A 21,909-nucleotide genomic window follows, 5' to 3' on the forward strand; every position below is an offset into this window, starting at 1 on the left:
ATATAAATCAATCTTTTTAACTGTTATAAAAATAAAATTTAAAGATGATTAAAGGGTAGGGAAAATGTTATAATATTAAACAGATTAACTAATATTAAAAAGGCCATTAGAAAAAACAGGGAGTGAAAGTATATGGATTTAAAGAAATTATTAAATAAAGAACAGTATGAAGCTGTTACTACTGTTGAAGGCCCTTTACTCATACTAGCAGGTGCAGGCTCTGGAAAGACTAGAGTTCTCACTTATAGAATAGCAAATTTAATAAATAACTTAAATATTTATCCTTCTCAAATATTAGCAATTACTTTTACCAATAAGGCAGCCAGTGAGATGAAGGAAAGAGTAAGAAATATAGTGGGAAATGAAGCAGATAATATGTGGATAACTACTTTTCATTCAAGTTGTGTTAGAATACTAAGAAGAGAAGGAGAAAAACTTGGATATAATAAGAACTTTGCTATATATGATAGTTACGATCAAAAAATTTTAATGAAAGAGTGTTTAAAGGAGCTTAATATTAATGATAAGGATTTTGATGATAGAGTTGTGCTTAATAAAATAGGACAATTAAAAGATAATCTTATTTCACCAGAAGGATTTAAAAGGAATAATGAAAAAGACTATAAATTAAATAAAATAGCAGATTTATATATGCTATATCAAAAAAAATTAAAAAGTAGTAATGCTTTGGATTTTGATGATTTAATATACAAAACTGTAGAATTATTTAAAAAGAATCCAGAAGTTTTAGAGTTTTATCAAAGAAAGTTTAAGTATATAATGGTAGATGAATATCAAGACACAAACAAATCACAATATGAGCTTACTAGATTACTATCAGCATCTCATAGAAATATTTGTGTAGTTGGTGATGACGACCAGTGTATATATGAGTGGAGAGGTGCAGATATAAGAAATATATTGGACTTTGAAAAAGACTATCCAGAAGTGAAGATTATAAAATTAGAAGAAAACTATAGATCAAAGGCCAATATATTAAATGCAGCTAATGCAGTTATTAAAAATAATTATAATAGAAAAAATAAAGTACTTAGGACTAGTAATGGTAATGGAGAAAAAATAAAAATATACAGGGCATGTTCTGACATAGAAGAATCTCAGTTTATAGCATCTGAAATAAAGAAGATTATGGAAGATGAAAATAAGAGCTATAAAGATTTTGCAATACTTTATAGAACTAATGCTCAATCACGTATTTTTGAAGAAGCATTTATGAGAAATAATATTCCGTATAAGATAGTTGGAGGGTTAAAATTCTATGATAGAAAAGAAATAAAGGATGTAATGAGCTATTTAAAACTTATTAATAATCCACTTGATGACATAAGTTTAAAAAGAATAATAAATGTACCTAAGAGAGGTATAGGGGATGCTACCATAGAGAAAATACAGGAATTTGCTTCTTCTATGGAAGAATGTGCATATAGCGTATTGTTGGATGCAGATAGTATAGGATTGTCTACAAGAGCAACTTCTTCTATTAATAAGTTTATAAGTTTAATGAATAGTTTTATTAGAAAAAAGGATGAAGTGCATGTATCTAAGCTTATACAAGAGATTTTGGAATCTACAGGATATATGGCTGAATTACAAAAATCAAGTAATATAGAAGATTTAAGTAGAATAGAGAATTTAAAGGAATTAGTTTCAGCAGCAGTAGATTTTGAAAACTATTCCGAAGATAAAAGTTTATCTGCTTTCTTAGAGCAAGTAGCATTAGTTTCAGATATAGATAATTTTGATGAAGAAGTAGAAGCTGTTGTGCTTATGACTGTACATAGTGCTAAAGGATTAGAGTTTCCAGTAGTGTTCATGGCTGGAATGGAAAATGGAATTTTTCCTGGAGCTAAATCTTTAGATGATCCAGATGAAATGGAAGAGTCAAGGAGACTTTGTTACGTTGGTATTACTAGAGCAAAAGAAAAATTATATATGACTTCTGCGGAAAGAAGAATGATGTTTGGAAGAACTGTAGCTTATTCACAATCAGATTTTATAGAAGAAATATCTTTAGATTTAAAGGATTTTATAAAAGAAGGAAGAAATAATTTAAGTGGGAATAATTTTTATAAAAGAGAAAGTATATATTCAAACAATAATAGAATGGTTAAGGAAATATCTGTAGATAGTGCTAAATTAAAGAAAGATAATGAAGATGGTAAGTTATCTTTAGAACAAGCTAGGCCAGGGAAAAAAGTGAAACATAGTAAATTTGGAATAGGAACTATAGTAAGTGCTGTAAAAAATGGTGATGATATAAAATTAACAGTAGCGTTTGATAGAATGGGTGTTAAAATACTTATGCTTAGTGTTGCCCCTTTAGAAGCGGTTTAGGGAGGTATAAATTTGTCTATTCAACAGGATAAGAAAGATAGAATAAATACATTAATAGAAGAATTAAATAAGTTTGCATATGAATATTATTTTTTAGATAATCCCTCTATTTCCGATAAAGAGTATGATAAAAAATATGATGAATTGGTAAATTTAGAAAGGGAAACAGAATATATATTACCTTATTCTCCTACTCAAAGAGTAGGAGATAAGGTCTTGTCCGAATTTAAAAAATATACACATAAGGGAAGACTTTGGAGTTTAGATAAGGCACAAAATATCCAGGAATTAAAGGAATGGCATCAAAGAAATGAAAAGGCTGTAGAGCAATATAATCAAACTCATGAAGACAAACTTCCTAAATTAAACTATGTTATAACAAAAAAATTTGATGGACTTACAATAAATTGTACTTATGATAATAATGGCATATTAACAAAGAGTGCTACCAGAGGTACTGGAATAATAGGGGAAGATATAACTGAGCAAGCTAAAACTATAAAAACCTTGCCACTTAAAATAAATAATTATAGTTTAATAGAAATTCATGGGGAAGCTATAATGACAAAAAAGGCTTTTGAAGTTTATAATAATACTGCAGAAATACCTTTGAAAAATTTAAGAAATGGTGCAGCTGGCGCTTTAAGAAATCTTAATATAAAAGAAACTGCTAGAAGAAATCTTTCAGCTTTTTTTTATGATGTAGGATATAATGAAGGGAAACCTTTTGAAAGTTACATAGATATGCTTAATTTTATAAAAGAAATGGGGTTACCTGTAGATAATTATATAAAATGTTGTAGTAATATTGAGGAAATAGAAAGAGAAATTGAATATATTAGAAGTATAAGAAATGATTTAGACTATGATATAGATGGTATAGTTATAGCTATAGATAATGTGAAAACTAGAGAAATGTTAGGATATACTATTAAATTTCCTAAGTGGGCAATAGCATTCAAATTTGAAGCAGAAGAAACGACTACTAAACTTTTAGATGTAGAATGGAATGTAGGTAGAAGTGGAAGAGTGACTCCAACGGCTATTTTGGAACCTGTAGAATTAGCTGGAGTTACAGTAAAAAGAGCTACTTTGAATAATATAGATGATATAAGAAGAAAAGGTGTAAAACTAGGATGTAAAGTTTTTATAAGGCGTTCAAATGATGTAATACCTGAAATAACAGGAGTTGTAGAAGAGAAATTAGAAGATGTAAAGGATATAGATTCGCCTAAATATTGTCCATATTGTAACAGTAAGCTAATACAAGAAGGAGTTCATTATTTTTGTGAAAATACTTTATCTTGTAAACCTCAAATGGTAAAAAGTATAGTGCATTTTGCCAATAGAGAAGGAATGAATATAGAAGGCTTTAGCGAAAAAACCGCAGAACAGTTTTTTGAAAAATTGGGTATAAAGTCTATAGCAGATTTGTATAGAATTAAAAAAGAAGAACTTCTTACTTTGGAAAAGTTTGGAGAAAAGAAAGCAAGCAATATAATTAATGCTATAGAAAATAGTAAAACCCCAGAATTATCTTCTTTTATCTATTCATTAGGAATACCTAATGTGGGTAAGAAAACAGCTAAAGACTTAGTTAAAAATTTTAAAACTTTAGATAAAATTCAAAATGCAACTTTTGAAGAATTGGTATCTATAAAAGATGTTGGAGAAATAGTAGCAAAAAGTATAATAGAATTTTTTAAACAGGAAAAAATAATAAAGAGTTTAAATGAACTGTTAGAACTTGGAATTAGACCTATTACAGATGACTTGGAAATAAAAGAAGAAAGTATTTTTAAAGATAAAACTGTTGTAGTAACTGGATCATTAAATAATTATAGTAGAACAGAAATAAAAGAAAAGTTAGAATCCTTAGGAGCGAAAGTTTCTAGTAGCATAAGTAAAAAGACAGATTTTGTATTGGTAGGAAAAGAACCGGGCTCAAAATTTGATAAAGCTAAGGAGCTAGGTGTAAAAACTATAAATGAAGAGGAATTTGAAGAGTTTATTAAGAAATAAATTCCAATGAAAAGGTAGAATTGGAGGAGTTTACAATGCGAAAAGCCATAGGTGTATTAGGATGGTGTACAGTCTTTTTTACTACTATATCATTAATATTAACTATATTAACTACTTGTCAATTTATTTATGTTAAATATTTTAATAGTTATTTTACATTGCAGTGGTGTATTTTCTTTACTATGGTTGTATGGTCTATAAAGCTAATAGATTTAAAAGGTAATATAAAAGGTAAAATATTATATCCAGCATTATGTTTAATTTTTGCAGTAGGTACTATGTTTTTTATATTTATGAAAGTATATTAAAAGTAGAAGATATCAATGATTCTAAGGGAACGTTGATATCTTTTTAATTAGCAAATTTTAATAATTGCATACATGATTTTAAGTATATAAAACATATTTTTTATGATACAATATAATTGTTATTCACAAAATAGTATAATTTTATTAATAATTGAAGTTTAAAATTATCGTATTAGTTAATATTTACTAATATATTATTTATTTTATAAAGAAAGTGAGGGTGAAACAATGTCAGTTTCAAAGAAAGATGTGGAGTATGTAGCAGAGTTAGCTAGAATAGAGCTAAAGGAAGATGAAAAAGAGTTAATGATTAACGATTTAAATAAGGTTTTAGCATATATGGAAAAACTTAATGAACTTAATACAGATGATGTAGATATAATAGTTAATCCATTTTATATTGAAAATAAGTTTAGAGAAGATGAAGTTGAGGAATCAATGGATTTGAAGGATGTAAAGGGAAATGCCCCAGAAAGTCTTGAAGATTACATATTGGTACCAAAAATTATAGAAGATTAAGATAAAGCAATAAAAAAGGAGGTATTTATACATAATGGAATTATATAACCTTAAAGCCCATGAGCTAAAAGATATGATAAGTAAAAAAGAAGTAAAGGTTGAAGAGGTTGTAAATAGTCATTTGAATAGAATAGAAGCTTTAGATTCAAAATTAGGAGCATTCCTATATGATGGAAAAGAAGAAGCTTTAGATATGGCTAAGAACATAGATAATAAAATAGCTAAAGGTGAAAAATTAAAAGGGCTAAGTGGCATACCTGTATCAATAAAAGATAACATTAGTGTAAAAGGTATGCAAAATACTTGTGCTTCCAAGATGTTGGAAGGATATGTAGCAACTTATGATGCTCATGTAATAGAAAGAATAAAAGAAGAAGATGGAGTTATTTTGGGTAAGTTGAATATGGATGAATTTGCTATGGGGTCTTCAACTGAAAATAGTGCATACAAGTCAACAAGAAATCCTTGGGATATAGAAAGAGTTCCGGGAGGATCTTCTGGTGGATCTGCTGTAGCGGTAGCAGCTATGGAAACGCCATTATCTCTTGGAACAGATACAGGAGGATCTGTAAGACAACCAGCAGCACTTTGTGGAGTTGTAGGACTTAAACCAACTTATGGAAGAATATCCAGATATGGAGCGGTGGCTTTTGGTTCTACTCTGGATCAGATAGGTATATTAGGAAGAGATGTAGAAGACTGTTCTCTTCTTACACAAAATATAGCTGGTATAGATAATAAGGATTTTACTACAGCAAATATACCAGTACCAGATTACAGCAAGTTCTTAACTAAAGATATAAAAGGGAAGAAGATAGGAATTCCAAAAGAATTCTTTGGAGAAGGTTTGGACAAAGATGTTCGTAAAGCTATAGAAGAAGCTATAAAAGTTTTGGAAGACAATGGCGCGGAAGTTAAGTTTTGTTCTTTACCATTAACTGATTATGCATTAGCGGCTTATTATATTATATCTAGTGCTGAAGCTTCATCCAATTTAGCTAGATTTGATGGAATAAGATATGGACACAGAACAGAAAATTACAGTGATGCTATTGACATATATTTTAAATCAAGAGATGAGGGTTTTGGAAAAGAAGTTAAGAGAAGAATAATGCTTGGAACTTATGTATTATCTGCAGGATATTATGATGCATATTATAAAAAAGCATTGAAAGTTAGAAATTTAATAAAAGAGGATTATGGACGTATATTTAAAGAGTTTGACGCAATAATATCACCAACTTCTCCAACAACAGCTTTTAAAATTGGAGAAAAAGTAGATGATGTATTGTCAATGTATTTGTCTGATGTATATACTGTGCCAGTTAGTGTTGCAGGATTACCAGCTATATCAGTACCTTGTGGAATGGTAAACGGACTTCCTGTTGGATTACAAATAATAGGAAATTACTATAAGGAAGATACTCTCTTTAATTTAGCTTATAGTTTTGAGCAGTCTACAGATTGGCATAATATGAAGCCACAGTTATAATTTTTACTTGGTGAGAAAAGGAGTGGAAAAGATAGATGGAATTTGAAGCGGTAATAGGTCTTGAAGTTCATGCTGAACTTTCTACAAAGACTAAAATATATTGCGGATGTACTACAGAGTTTGGAGGTAAGCCTAATACACATGTATGTCCTATATGTTTAGGACTTCCAGGCTCTCTGCCACAGTTGAATAAAAAGGTAGTAGAATATGCAATGAAAGCTGGATTGGCTTTAAATTGTAATATAAACAAGGTAAGTAGGATGGATAGAAAAAATTATTTTTATCCAGATTGTCCTAAAAATTATCAGATTACTCAGGATGAAATTCCAATTTGTTCTGATGGATATATAGAAATAGAGTTATCAAATGGAGAAAAGAAAAAAATAGGAATAGAAAGAATACATATGGAGGAAGATGCGGGAAAACTATTACATACTAAGGCAGGAGCTTTAGTAGATTATAATAGAGCAGGAGTTCCGCTTATAGAAATAGTTTCAAGACCTGATATTAGAACACCAGAAGAAGCTACACTGTATTTACAGAAGCTTAGAAGTATTTTATCTTCTATAGAGGTTTCAGACTGCAAAATGGAAGAAGGCTCTTTAAGATGTGATGGTAATATTTCCGTAAGGCCTAGTGGCAGTAAGGAATTTGGAGTTAGATCAGAAATAAAAAATATGAATTCTTTTAAGGCATTAGAAAAAGCCCTTTCTTATGAATATGATAGGCATGTAGAATCTATTAATAAAGGTGAAAAGTTAGAACAAGAAACTAGAAGATGGGATGAATCTAACAATGTTACAGTGCTTATGAGAAGTAAAGAAAAAGCAAATGATTATAGATATTTCCCAGAAGGTGATTTAGTTACAATAAACATATCCGATGAATGGATTGAGGAAGTTAGAAAAACTATACCAGAGCTTCCACATGAAAAAGCAGAAAGATTTGTAAAGGAATATGGTATCCCAAAATATGATGCATCTGTATTAACATTAACAATGGCGATGGCTAATTTCTTTGAAGAAACTGCTAAATTAAGTGGAGATTTTAAGGCTGCATCAAATTGGTTGATGGGAGATATATCTAGATTACTTAACGAAAATGCTATGAATGTAGAAGAGTTAAAATTTATTCCTAAACAGTTATCAGATTTAATTAAATTAATTTCTTCTGGAACTATTTCAAACAATATAGGTAAAAAAGTTGTTGAAGAAATGTTTAAAACAGGAAAAGACCCAAAAACTATAGTAGAAGAAAAGGGATTAGTTCAGAATAATGATGAAGGTGCTATATTAGAAGTTGTAAAGAAAGTCATAGCGGAAAATCCAAAGTCAATTGAAGATTATAAAAATGGGAAAAAGAGAGCTATTGGTTTCTTAGTAGGACTTGTAATGAAAGAAACAAAAGGAAAAGCAAACCCACAGATAGTAAATAAACTTGTGGGAGAAGAAGTTAATAAACTTTAGTATAGAGATAATGGAAAACATTTTTAATTAAATAAGTTTTATATTAAATAAAAAAATGTATAGAAAATGGCTATTTCAAAATGTATTAAAATATGTTTTTATTTTGAAGTAGCCATTTTTTTATTACTTAAAATTATTTTTAATAATTACAATAATCATTAATTATCATCAGATTTAGATATGTTTTCATGATAAGATATTTCAGAGCTGTTTTCCACAACCACGTCTTCTTTTCTTAATTTTATATTTTTTGATAAATTATAAATATGTAAGTTTAGTTTTTCTAATAAATAATTTTTGTACTTTAATTGATTAAAAATTTGTTTTAAAGTTATGAAGCTCCATATTGCTACTGCAGTTAAAGTACACATAGCTATTATGGCAATTATTTCTATAGTTAGGATCATATAAAATTCCCTCCACATTGTCAAGATTTCTAATAATTACACCATAACTTTAGTATATAACACAGTGATTTATAAGTAAATGCTATAGCAATAAAAAAATTCTAATACATATAATGTAATATACTTAGTAGTTTGGAGGAGTGTATGAAGGGTATATATAATAAGATATATTTTAAATTAAGAAAGAAGGAAGTGGAAAGAGGCAAAATTATATTAAAAAGAATTGATTTAGAAGATGTTAATAAGAGAATATCTAAAATATGTTGGAATAATGGAATAGAATATAGTATTATATTAAAAAAATCAGATATATTATTATTATCATTAAAAGGTAGTAAAGAGTTAGTAGTATTGAAGTTTACAAAGAAAGATATGACATTTGCAGAGGAATTTGATAGCTTTTTAGACTTTTTTTATAAATATGATGCTAATAGAGGCATTTATATAACTACTGGAGTATTTGAAGAAAAAATTAGATATAAATGCAATTATATACCTATGTATAAAAAGATAAGGTTGGTAGATAAATACAGCTTTATTAAAGAGCAATTAGGAATTGGAGGCAAAGCTTTAGAGGAATTAAAAGAGAATAAACTGAAACTATATAGATATTTACCAGACTAATATGATTATATTTGGAATATAAGGAAATAATTAATAGTGTTAAAAATATTAGTATGGGAGTAATTGCATGAAAAAATTGATAAGTCTTTTACTTGTTCCAGTGTTTTTATTTAGCGGATGTATAGAAAGAAAAGTAAGTGTTGATCTTAAAAATAAAGAATATGCTGTATATAGTATAACAAAATTTCCAGAAGACTTGATTTTATTAAATAAATTAAACATGAGAAATAGCGACATACTAATATCATTGTTTGAAGGATTAGTAAAAAAGGATTCAGAAGGAAATATATTACCGGCATTAGCTGAAAGTTGGAAAATAAATAAAGAAAAAACTATATATACTTTTAAAATAAGAAAAAATGCAATTTGGAGTGATGGGAGTAAGATAACTTCTAAAGATTTTGTAGACTTTTTCTCTTCTATATTAAATGTTAATACTAATAATATATATGATTATCAATTATTTTCTATTTTCGGAGCAAAAGATTATAGAAAAGGTAAAATAGAATTTGATAAAACTGCTATAAAAAGTATTGATGATGATTTGTTAGAGATAAGGTTAAATACTCCTTGTAATTATTTGTTAGATATATTGTCTAATCCTATATATAGCTTGAGAAAAATAGATGATAATTTGAAGTACTGGAAAGATAATTATAATAAATTAGTTTTTTCAGGACCATACATTATTAAAAATATTGAATATAATGAAGTAAAGATTGAGAAAAATATGTATTATTGGGATAAAGAAAATGTTACTAACAAAACAATGAATATAATTGATGATGAAAGCAATGAAGGTAAATTAGCAGCTTTTCAAGCATTTAAAGCAGATTTTTTTACAGACCCACCTTTAAGTGAAATAGATACATTAAAGAGTAAAGATGAAATTATTGAGTTTAAGTCTAATAGAAGTAAGGTATTAGCTTTTAATTTTAAAAGTGAAAAAATTAAGGATAAAGAATTTAGAAGAAAAATAAATAATTCTATAGAAAGAGAAAAGATATGTAATAATATATTAAAGAGTACTGGCGAAGTATGGAAGTTTAATTTAGTAGATAATAAAAATATAAATACTAAACATAGCAACAAAGAAACAAAATTTGAAAGTTTAAATCTTATATATGAGAATACTATAGAGAACAAAAAAGTTGTGGAAGAAATAGAAAAGAACTTAAAAGAAAAGCTGAATTTAGATATAGAATCTACATCTTATGACGAAGAGGTCTTCATAAATAAGCTTAGAGGAAAGGAATACGATATAGCCCTTGTAACTTTTACAAAAGAATATAAGAATCCTATATCATATTTTGAAAAGTTTCTAAAAGATAGTAATTATAATTTTTTTCAATATAACAACTATAATTATGATAGTCTAGTCTATAAAGCAAAGGTAGAGATAAATGAGAGTAAGCAAAAAGAGTTATTAAATAAAGCGGAAAAAATTTTAATTACCGATTTGCCTATAGTTCCATTATATAATTGCAAAAACGTAATATGTAAGAAAGAATATATATATGATATACAAGTAAATTATAATGGAAACATATTATTGAACAAGATAATTTTCAATAGAACATAAAAAGTTTCCCAATTAAAAAAATTGGGAAACTTTTTTAGTATTTGGTTCTTTTTTTACAAAGTAAGCACATTCATGTTTCAAATTAGCATTATTTACAAAGTTTGAAATATTGTCTAAAGTACATATGCCATTCGTACAATATATACAGTTTTCGGAGCAAGTTATGTTCATCATAATTTTTACCTCCTTATGATAGGAATATATTTGATGAATTATAAAATGCTTGTACTTACTACATTAATATTATATGCATATATTATTTAAATATTTTACTAAATTATTTACTTTATAGGTAACAATTATTGTAAAGATATATTGTGAAGAAAAAAATAGGTATATTTCTATTACTATAAAAAGATGTTTTACCTTGTTTAAATACATGTTTTTTTTCATTAAAGTTAATATTTTTTATAAAAATAGGGGCTAATTCTATGTTTTCAGGAGAAGGAATTGATGGTAATTTAAAATTTTTTTCTTCTAATAAATCTTCAGAACTTAATGAGAAATTTTTATATCTCTCTATGTCATCTAAAGTAGGAGCATCAGGCCAACTTAATATTATACCTGAATTGACTAATTGCTTTTTAAATATGCTTGTTAACATAGGCAAAGAGCTGTCATCATTATGAAGCATAAGGCTTAGTACATATAAGCATATTTCAGAGGAAGAAAATTTATAAGGATCTTTCTCACCAACTTTTACAAATATCCCTAATTCGTCATTATAAAATTTCAATAATTCTACATGCAATTTATCTGCTGTCTCTTTATATATAATAAAGCCTGTGTTTTTATATAAAAGAAAACAGTTTATATAATATAGACATAAATTCTCTAATTTTATTCCAGTTGAAATTTCTATATTACTGAAATAATTTTCTCCTATTAGTTCAAATAAATCTATTAGTAATAAATTAGTATCTTCCTTATTAGAAAATTTATAAAAAATATTTAGACCTAATGAAAGCTTTAATAACTCTTCAAAAGAAAGAGAATAGAGATCCTGTTTGAATTCTATAAACATATTCATTATGTCAAAAGAAAAATTTCTATAATTTATACCATCTTTTGAGTCATCTAATAAGTAACATTTATAAAAGGCTGCCATTAATAGAGCTTGATCGGAAAATTTAAACTTATTATTTTTTATTTCTAATTTAAATTCATTCAATGAAGAATCGGTAGTATCTATTTTATCTATAAATACTCCTTCCTCATTTCTTAGATAAGAAGCATAAAATTGCAGCTGTTTTTTGGCTAATTCTTTATAAATTATACTTAGTGCATATTTTGAATCATCTTTATCCTTAAAAATATTGTAGTAATCAGCAAGTTCTAATAAAGCCAAGGTCATAAAAGCATTTGTAGGTATGTTAATTTCTTTTTTTATTTTTTCTCCATTCCAATAAAATTTATCATTTATATTTTTTAATTTTGGATTAGATTTTTTATATACACATAATATAGGATAAGAAGATTTTAGTATATTTGTATTTAAATCTGTAAATCTTTTGTTTTTTAATTCTTTAGTATTGATTTCTATTCCACATTTAGAGTTAAATATTATGTTCTTCATTGATTCTTTAGATAAATGAAATAATTGATTTTTTATGTTTTCTTTATTTAAGCTATTTAGTCTTAAAAATGGACCTATATATTTCAATAATAACACCTACTATAAAATTAATCCTTATATAAATAATATGATGGATATATTGAAATAGTGCTAATTTTTTTAAATACAATTATAATTGTAAATTGATAACAGAATAATAAGTTAATTTGAAATTTTGAAATAATAATAAATTATTGTATAATTAACTTATAATATAAATTTAAAGTTATTTTTTATTGTATAATTGTGTTGGAATATAATATTGTAGAAATGGGATGGTAGAAAATATGAAGAAATTAATTTTAGCTAGTAATAATGAAAATAAGGTTAGAGAAATTAAAGAAATATTAAAGGAGTTAAATATTCAAGTGATTTCACTTAAGGAAGCTGGTATAAATATTGATATAGAGGAAGATGGAAAGACCTTCATGGAAAATGCATATAAGAAAGCAACAGGTATATTTGATTTAGTAAAAGATAAAGAATATATGGTACTAGCAGATGATTCAGGACTTTCTGTAGAAGCTTTATCAGGAGCACCAGGTGTTTATTCAGCCAGATTTGCAGGTGAACATGGGGATACTAAAAAAAATAATTGCAAATTATTAAAAGAAATGCAAAATGTAGAAAATAGAAATGCTAAATTTATATGTACCATGGTTTTAATTATTGATACTAAAAATGTTATAGAAGCTGAAGGAGAATTAGAAGGAACAATTATAGAAGAAGAAAGAGGAACTAATGGATTTGGATATGACCCTTTATTTTATGTTCCTAAATATAATATGACTTTTGCAGAAATGGATTCGAAATTGAAAAATTCTATAAGTCATAGAAAGAAAGCATTAATAAATTTAGAAGAAAAACTTGTGGCATATTTACAGGGGGAATAGAAAGTGTTAATAGGAGTTGTAAGTGACACACATAGGCATACATGGATAATAGAAAGGGTCATGGATAAGCTAGAAAATGTGGATTTATTAATACATTTAGGAGATAACATACAGGATGTAAAAGATTTTAGTAAATTGTATAAAGGTAGAATTATTAGCGTTAAGGGGAATTGTGATTACTCTAGTAGCGTACCTTATGATATATTAGAAGAGATAGAAGGAGAAAAGTTTTTTATAACCCACGGACATCATTATGATGTAAAGCATAGTCTTTCAAGATTAAAATATAAGGCATTAGAAATAGGAGCCAATGTGGTTTTATTTGGACATACTCATGTGTCACAAATAATTTATGAAGAAGGAATATGGTTTATAAACCCAGGAAGTCCTGTAGTATCAAGAGATGGTTTTAATAGTGTTGCTATTATAAATTTATCTGAAGGTAAGGTAAATGCTAGTATAAAAGCTATAAAATAGAGGCTAATTATTGTATTAACATAAAAAAATAAAAAAAATTTAAATTAACTATTGACGGATTTAAAAATATCGTGTAGAATAATCTATGTCGTCGGGAGTTAACAACAAATTCCTGACGAAAAGAATCGGGGTGTGGCGCAGATGGGAGCGCGCGTGGTTTGGGACCATGAGGTCGCAGGTTCAATCCCTGTCACCCCGACCACAAAAAAATATATTTATATGCGGGTGTAACTCAATGGTAGAGTGCTAGCCTTCCAAGCTAGTTACGAGGGTTCGATTCCCTTCACCCGCTCCAGTACATGCGTCTTTAGCTCAGTTGGATAGAGCAACGGCCTTCTAAGCCGTGGGCCAGGAGTTCGAATCTCTTAAGACGCACCAAAAAGTGTGGTGGATGTAGTTCAGTTGGTAGAGCGCCAGATTGTGGTTCTGGTTGTCGAGGGTTCGAGTCCCTTCATCCACCCCATGTATTGGGATGTCGCCAAGTGGTAAGGCACGGGACTTTGACTCCCGCATTCGTAGGTTCGAATCCTGCCATCCCAGCCATTATGGTTCACTAGCTCAGTCGGTAGAGCACATGACTTTTAATCATGGTGTCCGGGGTTCGATTCCCCGGTGAGCCACCAACACTTATTTATAAGTGTGCACATAATAAAAATGCAGGCGTGGCGGAATTGGCAGACGCACTAGACTTAGGATCTAGCGCCAATGGCATGGGGGTTCAAGTCCCTTCGCCTGCACCATTATTGTCTTATGATAATTAAATGGGACAAAACTAATTTATTAATTTATATATGCGGGAGTGGCTCAGTGGTAGAGCGTCACCTTGCCAAGGTGAACGTCGCGAGTTCGAATCTCGTCTTCCGCTCCAATGTGCGGGTGTAACTCAATGGTAGAGTGCTAGCCTTCCAAGCTAGTTACGAGGGTTCGATTCCCTTCACCCGCTCCAATATATGCGTCTTTAGCTCAGTTGGATAGAGCAACGGCCTTCTAAGCCGTGGGCCAGGAGTTCGAATCTCTTAAGACGCACCAGTTTGTGCCATTAGCTCAGTTGGTAGAGCACCTGACTCTTAATCAGGGTGCCCAGGGTTCGAGTCCCTGATGGCGCACCATGAAATGTTTAAATATCGGGGTGTGGCGCAGATGGGAGCGCGCGTGGTTTGGGACCATGAGGTCGCAGGTTCAATCCCTGTCACCCCGACCACAAAAAATATATTTATATGCGGGTGTAACTCAATGGTAGAGTGCTAGCCTTCCAAGCTAGTTACGAGGGTTCGATTCCCTTCACCCGCTCCATTATGCGTCTTTAGCTCAGTTGGATAGAGCAACGGCCTTCTAAGCCGTGGGCCAGGAGTTCGAATCTCTTAAGACGCACCAGTTTGTGCCATTAGCTCAGTTGGTAGAGCACCTGACTCTTAATCAGGGTGCCCAGGGTTCGAGTCCCTGATGGCGCACCATATATGGTGGATGTAGTTCAGTTGGTAGAGCGCCAGATTGTGGTTCTGGTTGTCGAGGGTTCGAGTCCCTTCATCCACCCCATACATATTATGGTTCACTAGCTCAGTCGGTAGAGCACATGACTTTTAATCATGGTGTCCGGGGTTCGATTCCCCGGTGAGCCACCAACACTTATTTATAAGTGTGCACATAATAAAAATGCAGGCGTGGCGGAATTGGCAGACGCACTAGACTTAGGATCTAGCGCCAATGGCATGGGGGTTCAAGTCCCTTCGCCTGCACCATATTAATTTATTATGATAAGTTAGATTAAATTTATTAATTTATATATGCGGGAGTGGCTCAGTGGTAGAGCGTCACCTTGCCAAGGTGAACGTCGCGAGTTCGAATCTCGTCTTCCGCTCCAATGTGCGGGTGTAACTCAATGGTAGAGTGCTAGCCTTCCAAGCTAGTTACGAGGGTTCGATTCCCTTCACCCGCTCCAAATTTACATATAAGTTATTTAGGCGGGCTTTAAGCGCCCATAGCTCAGCTGGATAGAGTGACGGACTTCGAATCCGGAGGTCGCAGGTTCGACTCCTGTTGGGCGCACCAAAAATTATATAGGCATTACGCAAAAGGGTTGATATACCAAGGCTTTGTAAGGATTTAATAGTTTCTTACAAAGCTTTTTTGTTTTCTGCTTTACCAGGTATAGTTACTCTATTATAAGGAATTCCAAGTAATATAGGAGATAGAAAATAAAACATGTCTCTATAATATGTTAATCTGATAAAGTAAAAGTTTTTAAAAGATAGTAACTTTTTAAGTGCTTGATCATACTATATAATAGGACAAGCTAACTTATCCATTCCATGAGGAGGAATTGCTATGCTTGATGAAAATTTTGGTTGCGAAAGAGAAGATTTTGAAAGTTCTCAAACTCATGTACACGAATATTTAGGTAGTACTACAATTTTTGAAGCAATACCACACAACCATCGTTTTGCTGGAGTTACTAGCCAGGCTATACCAAGAGGCAATAGCCATGTTCATCAGTTATTAGGAAATTCGGATTTTTCCGAAGCCCATCTTCATGAGGTTGGGGCTGTAACTGGACCAGCTATACCAGTTGGCGATGGTAGACATGTACACTTTGTTTATGGTACAACTACTCTTAACAGAGGTCATGTGCATGAATTTATTTTTACTACACTAATTGAAGATCCTATAGGTTAGATAATTTTGTTGAGTCGTCTTAATTGACGGCTCTTATTTATTAAAAGCAATAATTGATATAAGGTATGAACAATATTAGTTTTATGAATGATGGGGAATTTAAAATTTCATTGAATAATCAGAAAATTATAAACAGTAATTTGGATATAATTAATATTTGCAATTCCGATATTAGTTTGTTATTATATACATTGGTAAATGAAACTTTAACAAAAAATAAATTCAGGAGTGTGAGTTTAATTGCAAAAGAAAAAAACTTCTATAACTACAAAAATTCTTTTTGCGCTAATAATAGGTATTATATTTGGATTAGTAGCTAATATAACTTTTCCACAAGAGGTTAATTCTAATTTAAGTAAGTTTGTATTAGAACCTGTGGGCAATATTTTCCTAAGAGGAATAAAGATGCTGGTAGTACCATTAGTATTATTCTCTTTAATTTGTGGAGCTGCTAGTGTAGGAGATATTAAAAAACTTGGCAGAGTCGGAGGAAAAATATTTACATATTATATGTTTACTACAGCATTTGCCATTACAATAGCTTTATTTTTGGCCAACTTGCTTAAACCTGGTGTAGGGATTCAACTTCCAGCTGCAACTGCAGTTAAGGCTGCTAAAGCGCCTTTTATAATGGACATATTTGTAAACATGGTACCTACAAATCCTATTGAAGCTATGGTAAAAGGGGACATGCTTCAAATTATAGTTTTTGCTATTTTATTTGGAGTAGCTATGACTTTAATTGGAGATCCAGTAAAACCATTATTGAATATTATGAATCAAGCAAATTCAGTGCTCTTAAGAATGATTGGAATAATAATGGTTATAGCTCCTTATGGTGTATTTGCTCTTATTTCTAATGTAGTTATGAGTCAGGGGTTAAAGGTTCTTATACCTTTATTAAAATATTTCTTTGTATGTTTATTTGTAATGGTATTACATGTATTATTTGTATATGGAGGAGCACTAAAAGTAATAGGAAAATTAAATCCTATAACTTTCTTTAAAAAATTCTGGCCAGTAATGGTTGTAGCGTTAAGTACATCAAGCAGTAATGCTACAATTCCTGTTAATTTAGAAACTTGTGAAAGTAAACTTGGAGTATCAAAGACTGTATCAAGTTTTACTATTCCATTAGGAGCTACAATAAATATGGATGGTACTGCAATTATGCAGGGGGTAGCAGCTATATTTATTTCTCAGATATATGGAGTTAATCTTTCTTTACAGCAGCAAATAATGATTATTTTAATTTCAACTTTAGCTTCTATAGGAACAGCAGGAGTTCCAAGTGCAGGAGTTGTAATGCTATCAATGGTGTTACAACAAGTTGGATTACCACTTGAAGGTGTGGCTTTAGTATTAAGTATAGATAGATTAGTTGATATGGCGAGAACTACTGTAAATATTACAGGTGATGCAATAGGAACGCTGATAGTAGCTAATTCTGAAGGTGAATTAAACTTAGATTTATATAATAATGAAACAGTAAATGCAAAGGTAGCATAAAAAACCCTCATATGAGGGTTTTTGTTTTGTTAAGAAAAAGATGTTTTTTATAGTAGTTTTTTTATGTTGTCAATGTTCTATAATTTGTAGTTTTTATTCTTTACTATAAATAATATATTGATTAATATTAAATAGAATGTTATTTTAATTTGTATACAAATTTATTTATAAAGGATGGTGATTATGTAGTTTATGAAAACTATAAAAAAATTTATTAGTTATTATAAGCCGTATAAAAGAATGTTCTTTATAGACATGCTATGTGCGCTTGTCTTATCTGCTATAGATTTAATCTTTCCTATAATAGTAAGATACCTTTTATATGATGTGTATAATAAAAGTAGAGAGCAAATAATAAAATATATAATTTTAATTGGTTCAGCGCTTCTTTTAATGTATGTGATTAGATATTTATGTCAGTATTATATAACTGCTTGGGGGCATATTATGGGTGCAAGAATGGAAGCTGATATGAGAAGGGATATATTCAACCATTTACAGAAATTATCTTTTTCATATTATGATAATACCAATACAGGAAAATTGATGTCTAGAATAGTTACAGATCTTTTTGATATTTCTGAGCTTGCTCATCACGGTCCTGAGGATGTTTTTATATCACTGCTCAAAATAATAGGTTCATTTATAATACTAATGAACATTAATGTTAATATAACAGTTGTTTTAATATTTATAACTCTATTTATTATATATTTCTCATATTTCTATAATAAAAAAATGAAATTAATATTTAAAAGAAATAGAGAAAAAATAGCTGATGTAAATGCTCAGATTCAGGATAGTCTTTCAGGAATAAGAGTTGTAAAATCTTTTTCAAATGAGCATATAGAAAAGAGAAAATTTCAAATGGGAAATAATGAATTCTTAGAAACTAAAGAAATAGGATATGGAATTATGGGAAGATTCTTCAGTATGAATGGATTTTTTCAAGGGATTTTATATTTATCAGCTATTCTTTTGGGAGGAATATTTATAGGTAATGGAAAGTTACAGACTTATGACTTAGTGGTTTACATTTTATATATAAATATTTTTCTAAATCCAATAGAAAAATTAATAAATTTTACTGAGCAATATCAAAAGGGAATAACAGGCTTTGAGAGATTTTTAGAGATTATAAGCACTAATCCAGATATTACTGAGAATAAGGATGCGGTAGAATTTAAAAATCCTAAAGGGAACATCCAATTTAATAATGTATCATTTAGTTATGATAATAAAAATAGTGTTCTTAATAATATAAATGTAGATATTGAAGCTGGAAAGACTGTGGCTATAGTAGGACCATCTGGTAGTGGAAAAACTACTTTTTGCAATGTTATACCAAGATTTTATGAAGTAGATGAAGGTTCTATTTTATTAGATGGAATTGATATTAGAAATATAAAACTAAAATCGTTAAGAAATAATATAGGTATTGTACAACAAGATGTTTACATGTTCTCAGGAACAATAAAGGAAAATATAGCTTATGGAAATCCAGAAGCTACAGAAGAAGAAATAATTGAAGCAGCTAAGAGAGCAAATGCCCATGAATTTATAATGAATCTAGATGATGAATATAATACTTATGTAGGGGAAAGAGGAGTTAGGCTTTCAGGAGGACAGAAACAAAGAATATGTATAGCTAGAGTATTTTTGAAAAATCCTCCTATACTTATATTAGACGAGGCTACATCAGCATTAGATAATGAAAGTGAAAAATTAATTCAAAAATCCTTGGAAATTCTTTCAAAGAATCGCACAACTATCGTTATTGCACATAGATTAAGTACTATTAAAAATGCAGACGAAATAATACTGCTTACTGATGAGGGGATAAAAGAAAGAGGAAGCCATAATGATTTAATAAACAAAAAAGGAATGTATATGAATCTTTATAACATGCAATTTCAATAAATTTAATAATAAGAATCAGGATTTTTGCAAATAGGTGTTGCTTTTTATATAAAAGTAATATATTATATTAATAACATACAAAATAACGAATAATAAAAAGATAAAATAAACAAATATTCGCACTCATATAAGCCTAATGATAGGGATTAGGCGTTTCTACCAGACAACCGTAAATTGTCAGGCTATGGGTTTTTAGGTAGATTTATTACATTTAATATGATTAGTCTATTTAAACTCCCTTTTTAATTTAAAAAGGGAGTTTATTTTTTTCATAAGGAATTAAAAGAAAGGGAAGAATAACATGGAAATTTTAAAGAACAGAATATGTAAAGATGGAAAAGTGATTGAAGATAGAATTTTAAAAGTAGATAGTTTTTTAAACCATCAATTAGATGTAGAACTTTTTAATGAAATAGGTAAAGAATTTAAAAATAGATTTAAAAATAAAAAAATATCTAAAATACTCACTGTAGAAACTTCTGGTATAGGAATAGCTTGTATAGTGGCTCAACATCTTGGAAATGTTCCAGTAGTTTTTGCAAAAAAACATTCAGGTATAAATATGGATACAAATAACTATGAAGCTAAGGTATATTCTTTTACTAAGGAAAAGGAATATATTATAAAAGTTTCAAAAAAATTTATAAATAAAAATGATAATATACTAATAATTGACGACTTTTTAGCTAGTGGAAGTGCTATGATTGGTCTTATGAGTATATGTGAACAATCAGGGGCAAACATTCAAGGTGTAGGAGTTGTAATAGAGAAGGGTTTTCAAGGAGGAAGAGAGTTAATAGAAAATAAAGGAATTCAATTAGAATCTCTTGCAATAGTTGAAGACATGAGAGATGGGCAAGTAATATTTAGAGAATAAAAAATTTAAAATATATATTTAAGAAAGGGGTAAGAGTAATGAAAAAAACAAAATTATTTAGTATTGTACTTATTTTTACTTTTTTAATTTCAGCATTATTTGTAGGTTGTGGAGATAAAAAGGATGCTTCACAGAAAAAAGCAGGAGATAAAAGTGAAATAAAAGTGGGCTTTTTATATGTTGGACCAATAGGAGATGGTGGTTGGAGCTATTCACATGATCAGGGAAGACTACACTTAGAAAAGGAATTAAAAGTTTCAACTATTTATAAAGAATCTGTAAAGGAAGATACTGCAGAAGTTCAAAAGGTAACTGAAGATATGATAAACCAAGGATGTAATGTAATTGTAGGTACAAGTTTTGGATTTATGGATGGATTAGAAAAAGAGGCTAAAAAACATCCGGAAGTTAAGTTCTTACATTGTTCAGGTTATAAAACAGCAGAAAATATGTCCAATTATTTTGGAAGAATATATCAAGCAAGATATCTTTCAGGTATTGTTGCCGGAATGAAGACCAAAGCTAATGAAATAGGGTATGTAGCAGCTTTCCCAATCCCAGAAGTAATAAGAGGAATTAATGCTTTTACTTTAGGGGTTCAGTCTGTAAATCCTAAGTCTAAAGTAATTGTAAAATGGACCAATACTTGGTATGATCCAGCTAAAGAAAAGGAAGCTGGAAAGGCTTTACTTTCAGAAGGAGTAGATGTAATTACTCAGCATCAAGATACAGCTGGTCCACAACAAGCTGCAGAAGAAAAAGGAGCTTTTTCTATAGGATATAATACAGATATGAAAGATAAAGCACCTAAAGCATATATGACAGCACCTGTATGGAACTGGGGACCATACTATGTTAATCAAATAAAGGCAATTCAAAATGGAACATGGAAATCAGAAAGCTATTGGAAGGGTCTAGAAGACGGTATAGTAGCTCTTGCAGACTTAACAAAAAATGCTCCAGCTGGTGCAAAAGAAGCAGTAGAAAAAGCTAAGCAGGATATAATATCAGGAAAGAATAAAATATTTGAAGGACCAATAAAAGATCAAAAAGGTAATGTTAAAGTTGAAGCTGGAAAAGTTATGAGCGATGAAGAATTACTTAAATTTGACTGGTTTGTTCAAGGAGTAGAAGGACAAATTCAAAATAAATAATTTAAATAGGTGATAA

18 protein-coding genes, 21 tRNA genes and 1 riboswitch are annotated in these 21,909 nt (G+C 29.6%); of the genes, 36 read left to right on the forward strand and 3 right to left on the reverse strand.

Annotated features, from left to right (window positions below; all coding sequences use genetic code 11):
- Window positions 1-132 precede the first annotated feature (132 nt).
- The 6 genes from pcrA (at window position 133) to gatB (ending at window position 8,162) form a co-directional block, all read left to right on the forward strand.
- Window positions 133-2,355: a DNA helicase PcrA gene (gene pcrA / locus J2Z24_RS17805; RefSeq protein WP_035145814.1), complete on the forward strand. Its 2,223-nt coding sequence runs from the start codon at window positions 133-135 to the stop codon at window positions 2,353-2,355.
- Window positions 2,356-2,373: 18 nt separating this feature from the next.
- Window positions 2,374-4,377, forward strand: a complete 2,004-nt coding sequence (gene ligA, locus J2Z24_RS17810) for an NAD-dependent DNA ligase LigA (protein ID WP_372440095.1) — start codon at window positions 2,374-2,376, stop codon at window positions 4,375-4,377.
- Window positions 4,378-4,412: 35 nt separating this feature from the next.
- Window positions 4,413-4,685: a hypothetical protein gene (locus J2Z24_RS17815; RefSeq protein WP_035145811.1), complete on the forward strand. Its 273-nt coding sequence runs from the start codon at window positions 4,413-4,415 to the stop codon at window positions 4,683-4,685.
- A 228-nt stretch (window positions 4,686-4,913) separates the two neighbouring features.
- Complete coding sequence (gatC, locus tag J2Z24_RS17820; protein WP_035145809.1) at window positions 4,914-5,204, forward strand: Asp-tRNA(Asn)/Glu-tRNA(Gln) amidotransferase subunit GatC; 291 nt, start codon at window positions 4,914-4,916, stop codon at window positions 5,202-5,204.
- Window positions 5,205-5,238: 34 nt separating this feature from the next.
- Entirely contained in the window at window positions 5,239-6,696 is a 1,458-nt protein-coding gene (gatA, locus tag J2Z24_RS17825; RefSeq protein ID WP_035145807.1) for an Asp-tRNA(Asn)/Glu-tRNA(Gln) amidotransferase subunit GatA, read from the forward strand.
- A gap of 35 nt (window positions 6,697-6,731) precedes the next feature.
- Window positions 6,732-8,162, forward strand: a complete 1,431-nt coding sequence (gatB, locus tag J2Z24_RS17830) for an Asp-tRNA(Asn)/Glu-tRNA(Gln) amidotransferase subunit GatB (RefSeq protein WP_035145805.1) — start codon at window positions 6,732-6,734, stop codon at window positions 8,160-8,162.
- Window positions 8,163-8,320: 158 nt separating this feature from the next.
- Here the strand turns inward: gatB and J2Z24_RS17835 are convergent, their stop codons facing one another.
- Window positions 8,321-8,569: a hypothetical protein gene (locus J2Z24_RS17835; protein ID WP_035145803.1), complete on the reverse strand. Its 249-nt coding sequence runs from the start codon at window positions 8,567-8,569 to the stop codon at window positions 8,321-8,323.
- Window positions 8,570-8,713: 144 nt separating this feature from the next.
- Here J2Z24_RS17835 and J2Z24_RS17840 point away from each other — a divergent pair, with 144 nt between their 5' ends.
- Window positions 8,714-9,193 (forward strand): hypothetical protein, encoded by a 480-nt coding sequence (locus J2Z24_RS17840; protein ID WP_035145800.1) that lies wholly within the window; start codon window positions 8,714-8,716, stop codon window positions 9,191-9,193.
- Window positions 9,194-9,260: 67 nt separating this feature from the next.
- Window positions 9,261-10,775, forward strand: coding sequence for a peptide ABC transporter substrate-binding protein (locus J2Z24_RS17845; protein ID WP_035145798.1), 1,515 nt, complete (start codon window positions 9,261-9,263; stop codon window positions 10,773-10,775).
- 12 nt (window positions 10,776-10,787) lie between these two features.
- On the opposite strand, the gene J2Z24_RS17850 is transcribed toward J2Z24_RS17845, so the two are convergent.
- Both J2Z24_RS17850 and J2Z24_RS17855 read right to left on the reverse strand, forming a co-directional pair.
- Entirely contained in the window at window positions 10,788-10,949 is a 162-nt protein-coding gene (locus J2Z24_RS17850) for a hydroxymyristoyl-ACP dehydratase (protein WP_111947457.1), read from the reverse strand.
- Between the two features lie 112 nt (window positions 10,950-11,061).
- Window positions 11,062-12,447 carry a hypothetical protein gene (locus J2Z24_RS17855; RefSeq protein WP_242990609.1) on the reverse strand — a complete coding sequence of 462 codons (1,386 nt, stop codon included), beginning with the start codon at window positions 12,445-12,447 and terminating at the stop codon, window positions 11,062-11,064.
- A gap of 230 nt (window positions 12,448-12,677) precedes the next feature.
- Between J2Z24_RS17855 and J2Z24_RS17860 the strand changes: the two genes are divergently transcribed.
- From J2Z24_RS17860 to J2Z24_RS17995, 28 genes are all read left to right on the forward strand, one after another.
- Window positions 12,678-13,283: an XTP/dITP diphosphatase gene (locus J2Z24_RS17860; protein ID WP_035145794.1), complete on the forward strand. Its 606-nt coding sequence runs from the start codon at window positions 12,678-12,680 to the stop codon at window positions 13,281-13,283.
- A 3-nt stretch (window positions 13,284-13,286) separates the two neighbouring features.
- Window positions 13,287-13,760 carry a metallophosphoesterase gene (locus J2Z24_RS17865; protein WP_111947458.1) on the forward strand — a complete coding sequence of 158 codons (474 nt, stop codon included), beginning with the start codon at window positions 13,287-13,289 and terminating at the stop codon, window positions 13,758-13,760.
- Between the two features lie 126 nt (window positions 13,761-13,886).
- A tRNA-Pro gene (locus tag J2Z24_RS17870) sits at window positions 13,887-13,962 on the forward strand.
- A 19-nt stretch (window positions 13,963-13,981) separates the two neighbouring features.
- Window positions 13,982-14,055: transfer RNA gene (locus J2Z24_RS17875), tRNA-Gly, on the forward strand.
- Window positions 14,056-14,061: 6 nt separating this feature from the next.
- Window positions 14,062-14,138, forward strand: a tRNA-Arg gene (locus J2Z24_RS17880).
- Between the two features lie 9 nt (window positions 14,139-14,147).
- Window positions 14,148-14,223 (forward strand) — tRNA-His (locus tag J2Z24_RS17885).
- Window positions 14,224-14,228: 5 nt separating this feature from the next.
- Window positions 14,229-14,303, forward strand: a tRNA-Gln gene (locus J2Z24_RS17890).
- 4 nt (window positions 14,304-14,307) lie between these two features.
- Window positions 14,308-14,383, forward strand: a tRNA-Lys gene (locus J2Z24_RS17895).
- A 33-nt stretch (window positions 14,384-14,416) separates the two neighbouring features.
- A tRNA-Leu gene (locus tag J2Z24_RS17900) sits at window positions 14,417-14,500 on the forward strand.
- A 53-nt stretch (window positions 14,501-14,553) separates the two neighbouring features.
- Window positions 14,554-14,628, forward strand: a tRNA-Gly gene (locus tag J2Z24_RS17905).
- A gap of 4 nt (window positions 14,629-14,632) precedes the next feature.
- A tRNA-Gly gene (locus J2Z24_RS17910) sits at window positions 14,633-14,706 on the forward strand.
- 6 nt (window positions 14,707-14,712) lie between these two features.
- Window positions 14,713-14,789, forward strand: a tRNA-Arg gene (locus J2Z24_RS17915).
- A gap of 4 nt (window positions 14,790-14,793) precedes the next feature.
- Window positions 14,794-14,869 (forward strand) — tRNA-Lys (locus J2Z24_RS17920).
- A gap of 16 nt (window positions 14,870-14,885) precedes the next feature.
- Window positions 14,886-14,961 (forward strand) — tRNA-Pro (locus J2Z24_RS17925).
- Between the two features lie 18 nt (window positions 14,962-14,979).
- A tRNA-Gly gene (locus J2Z24_RS17930) sits at window positions 14,980-15,053 on the forward strand.
- Between the two features lie 4 nt (window positions 15,054-15,057).
- Window positions 15,058-15,134: transfer RNA gene (locus J2Z24_RS17935), tRNA-Arg, on the forward strand.
- A gap of 4 nt (window positions 15,135-15,138) precedes the next feature.
- Window positions 15,139-15,214: transfer RNA gene (locus J2Z24_RS17940), tRNA-Lys, on the forward strand.
- Between the two features lie 6 nt (window positions 15,215-15,220).
- Window positions 15,221-15,296, forward strand: a tRNA-His gene (locus tag J2Z24_RS17945).
- A 10-nt stretch (window positions 15,297-15,306) separates the two neighbouring features.
- Window positions 15,307-15,382, forward strand: a tRNA-Lys gene (locus tag J2Z24_RS17950).
- A gap of 33 nt (window positions 15,383-15,415) precedes the next feature.
- A tRNA-Leu gene (locus tag J2Z24_RS17955) sits at window positions 15,416-15,499 on the forward strand.
- A 47-nt stretch (window positions 15,500-15,546) separates the two neighbouring features.
- Window positions 15,547-15,621 (forward strand) — tRNA-Gly (locus J2Z24_RS17960).
- A 4-nt stretch (window positions 15,622-15,625) separates the two neighbouring features.
- Window positions 15,626-15,699: transfer RNA gene (locus J2Z24_RS17965), tRNA-Gly, on the forward strand.
- Window positions 15,700-15,732: 33 nt separating this feature from the next.
- Window positions 15,733-15,809 (forward strand) — tRNA-Arg (locus J2Z24_RS17970).
- 276 nt (window positions 15,810-16,085) lie between these two features.
- The gene (locus J2Z24_RS17975) at window positions 16,086-16,433 is read left to right on the forward strand and encodes a YmaF family protein (protein ID WP_035153327.1); all 348 of its coding nucleotides are present in this window, start codon (window positions 16,086-16,088) and stop codon (window positions 16,431-16,433) included.
- A gap of 240 nt (window positions 16,434-16,673) precedes the next feature.
- On the forward strand, window positions 16,674-17,942 hold the full coding sequence (locus J2Z24_RS17980; RefSeq protein WP_035148791.1) for a dicarboxylate/amino acid:cation symporter: 1,269 nt from the start codon (window positions 16,674-16,676) through the stop codon (window positions 17,940-17,942).
- A 192-nt stretch (window positions 17,943-18,134) separates the two neighbouring features.
- Entirely contained in the window at window positions 18,135-19,862 is a 1,728-nt protein-coding gene (locus J2Z24_RS17985; RefSeq protein WP_035148792.1) for an ABC transporter ATP-binding protein, read from the forward strand.
- A 103-nt stretch (window positions 19,863-19,965) separates the two neighbouring features.
- Window positions 19,966-20,067, forward strand: a riboswitch (purine riboswitch).
- A gap of 96 nt (window positions 20,068-20,163) precedes the next feature.
- Window positions 20,164-20,739 (forward strand): xanthine phosphoribosyltransferase, encoded by a 576-nt coding sequence (locus J2Z24_RS17990; protein WP_035148793.1) that lies wholly within the window; start codon window positions 20,164-20,166, stop codon window positions 20,737-20,739.
- A 38-nt stretch (window positions 20,740-20,777) separates the two neighbouring features.
- Window positions 20,778-21,893, forward strand: a complete 1,116-nt coding sequence (locus tag J2Z24_RS17995; RefSeq protein ID WP_035148795.1) for a BMP family ABC transporter substrate-binding protein — start codon at window positions 20,778-20,780, stop codon at window positions 21,891-21,893.
- The last annotated feature ends 16 nt before the right edge of the window (window positions 21,894-21,909 follow it).

Origin of the sequence: Clostridium tetanomorphum, from assembly GCF_017873215.1 — a bacterium.
GTDB lineage: Bacteria > Bacillota > Clostridia > Clostridiales > Clostridiaceae > Clostridium_AO > Clostridium_AO tetanomorphum.

Excerpts from the sequence above, each read along its gene's own strand:
- J2Z24_RS17845 (WP_035145798.1), top strand. The coding sequence starts at position 9,261 with ATGAAAAAATTGATAAGTCTTTTACTTGTTCCAGTGTTTTTATTTAGC.
- J2Z24_RS17850 (WP_111947457.1), bottom strand. The coding sequence starts at position 10,949 with ATGATGAACATAACTTGCTCCGAAAACTGTATATATTGTACGAATGGC.
- gatC (WP_035145809.1), top strand. The coding sequence starts at position 4,914 with ATGTCAGTTTCAAAGAAAGATGTGGAGTATGTAGCAGAGTTAGCTAGA.
- J2Z24_RS17835 (WP_035145803.1), bottom strand. The coding sequence starts at position 8,569 with ATGATCCTAACTATAGAAATAATTGCCATAATAGCTATGTGTACTTTA.
- J2Z24_RS17815 (WP_035145811.1), top strand. The coding sequence starts at position 4,413 with ATGCGAAAAGCCATAGGTGTATTAGGATGGTGTACAGTCTTTTTTACT.
- gatB (WP_035145805.1), top strand. The coding sequence starts at position 6,732 with ATGGAATTTGAAGCGGTAATAGGTCTTGAAGTTCATGCTGAACTTTCT.
- J2Z24_RS17990 (WP_035148793.1), top strand. The coding sequence starts at position 20,164 with ATGGAAATTTTAAAGAACAGAATATGTAAAGATGGAAAAGTGATTGAA.
- J2Z24_RS17995 (WP_035148795.1), top strand. The coding sequence starts at position 20,778 with ATGAAAAAAACAAAATTATTTAGTATTGTACTTATTTTTACTTTTTTA.
- J2Z24_RS17860 (WP_035145794.1), top strand. The coding sequence starts at position 12,678 with ATGAAGAAATTAATTTTAGCTAGTAATAATGAAAATAAGGTTAGAGAA.
- J2Z24_RS17975 (WP_035153327.1), top strand. The coding sequence starts at position 16,086 with ATGCTTGATGAAAATTTTGGTTGCGAAAGAGAAGATTTTGAAAGTTCT.
- J2Z24_RS17840 (WP_035145800.1), top strand. The coding sequence starts at position 8,714 with ATGAAGGGTATATATAATAAGATATATTTTAAATTAAGAAAGAAGGAA.
- pcrA (WP_035145814.1), top strand. The coding sequence starts at position 133 with ATGGATTTAAAGAAATTATTAAATAAAGAACAGTATGAAGCTGTTACT.
- J2Z24_RS17985 (WP_035148792.1), top strand. The coding sequence starts at position 18,135 with ATGAAAACTATAAAAAAATTTATTAGTTATTATAAGCCGTATAAAAGA.
- gatA (WP_035145807.1), top strand. The coding sequence starts at position 5,239 with ATGGAATTATATAACCTTAAAGCCCATGAGCTAAAAGATATGATAAGT.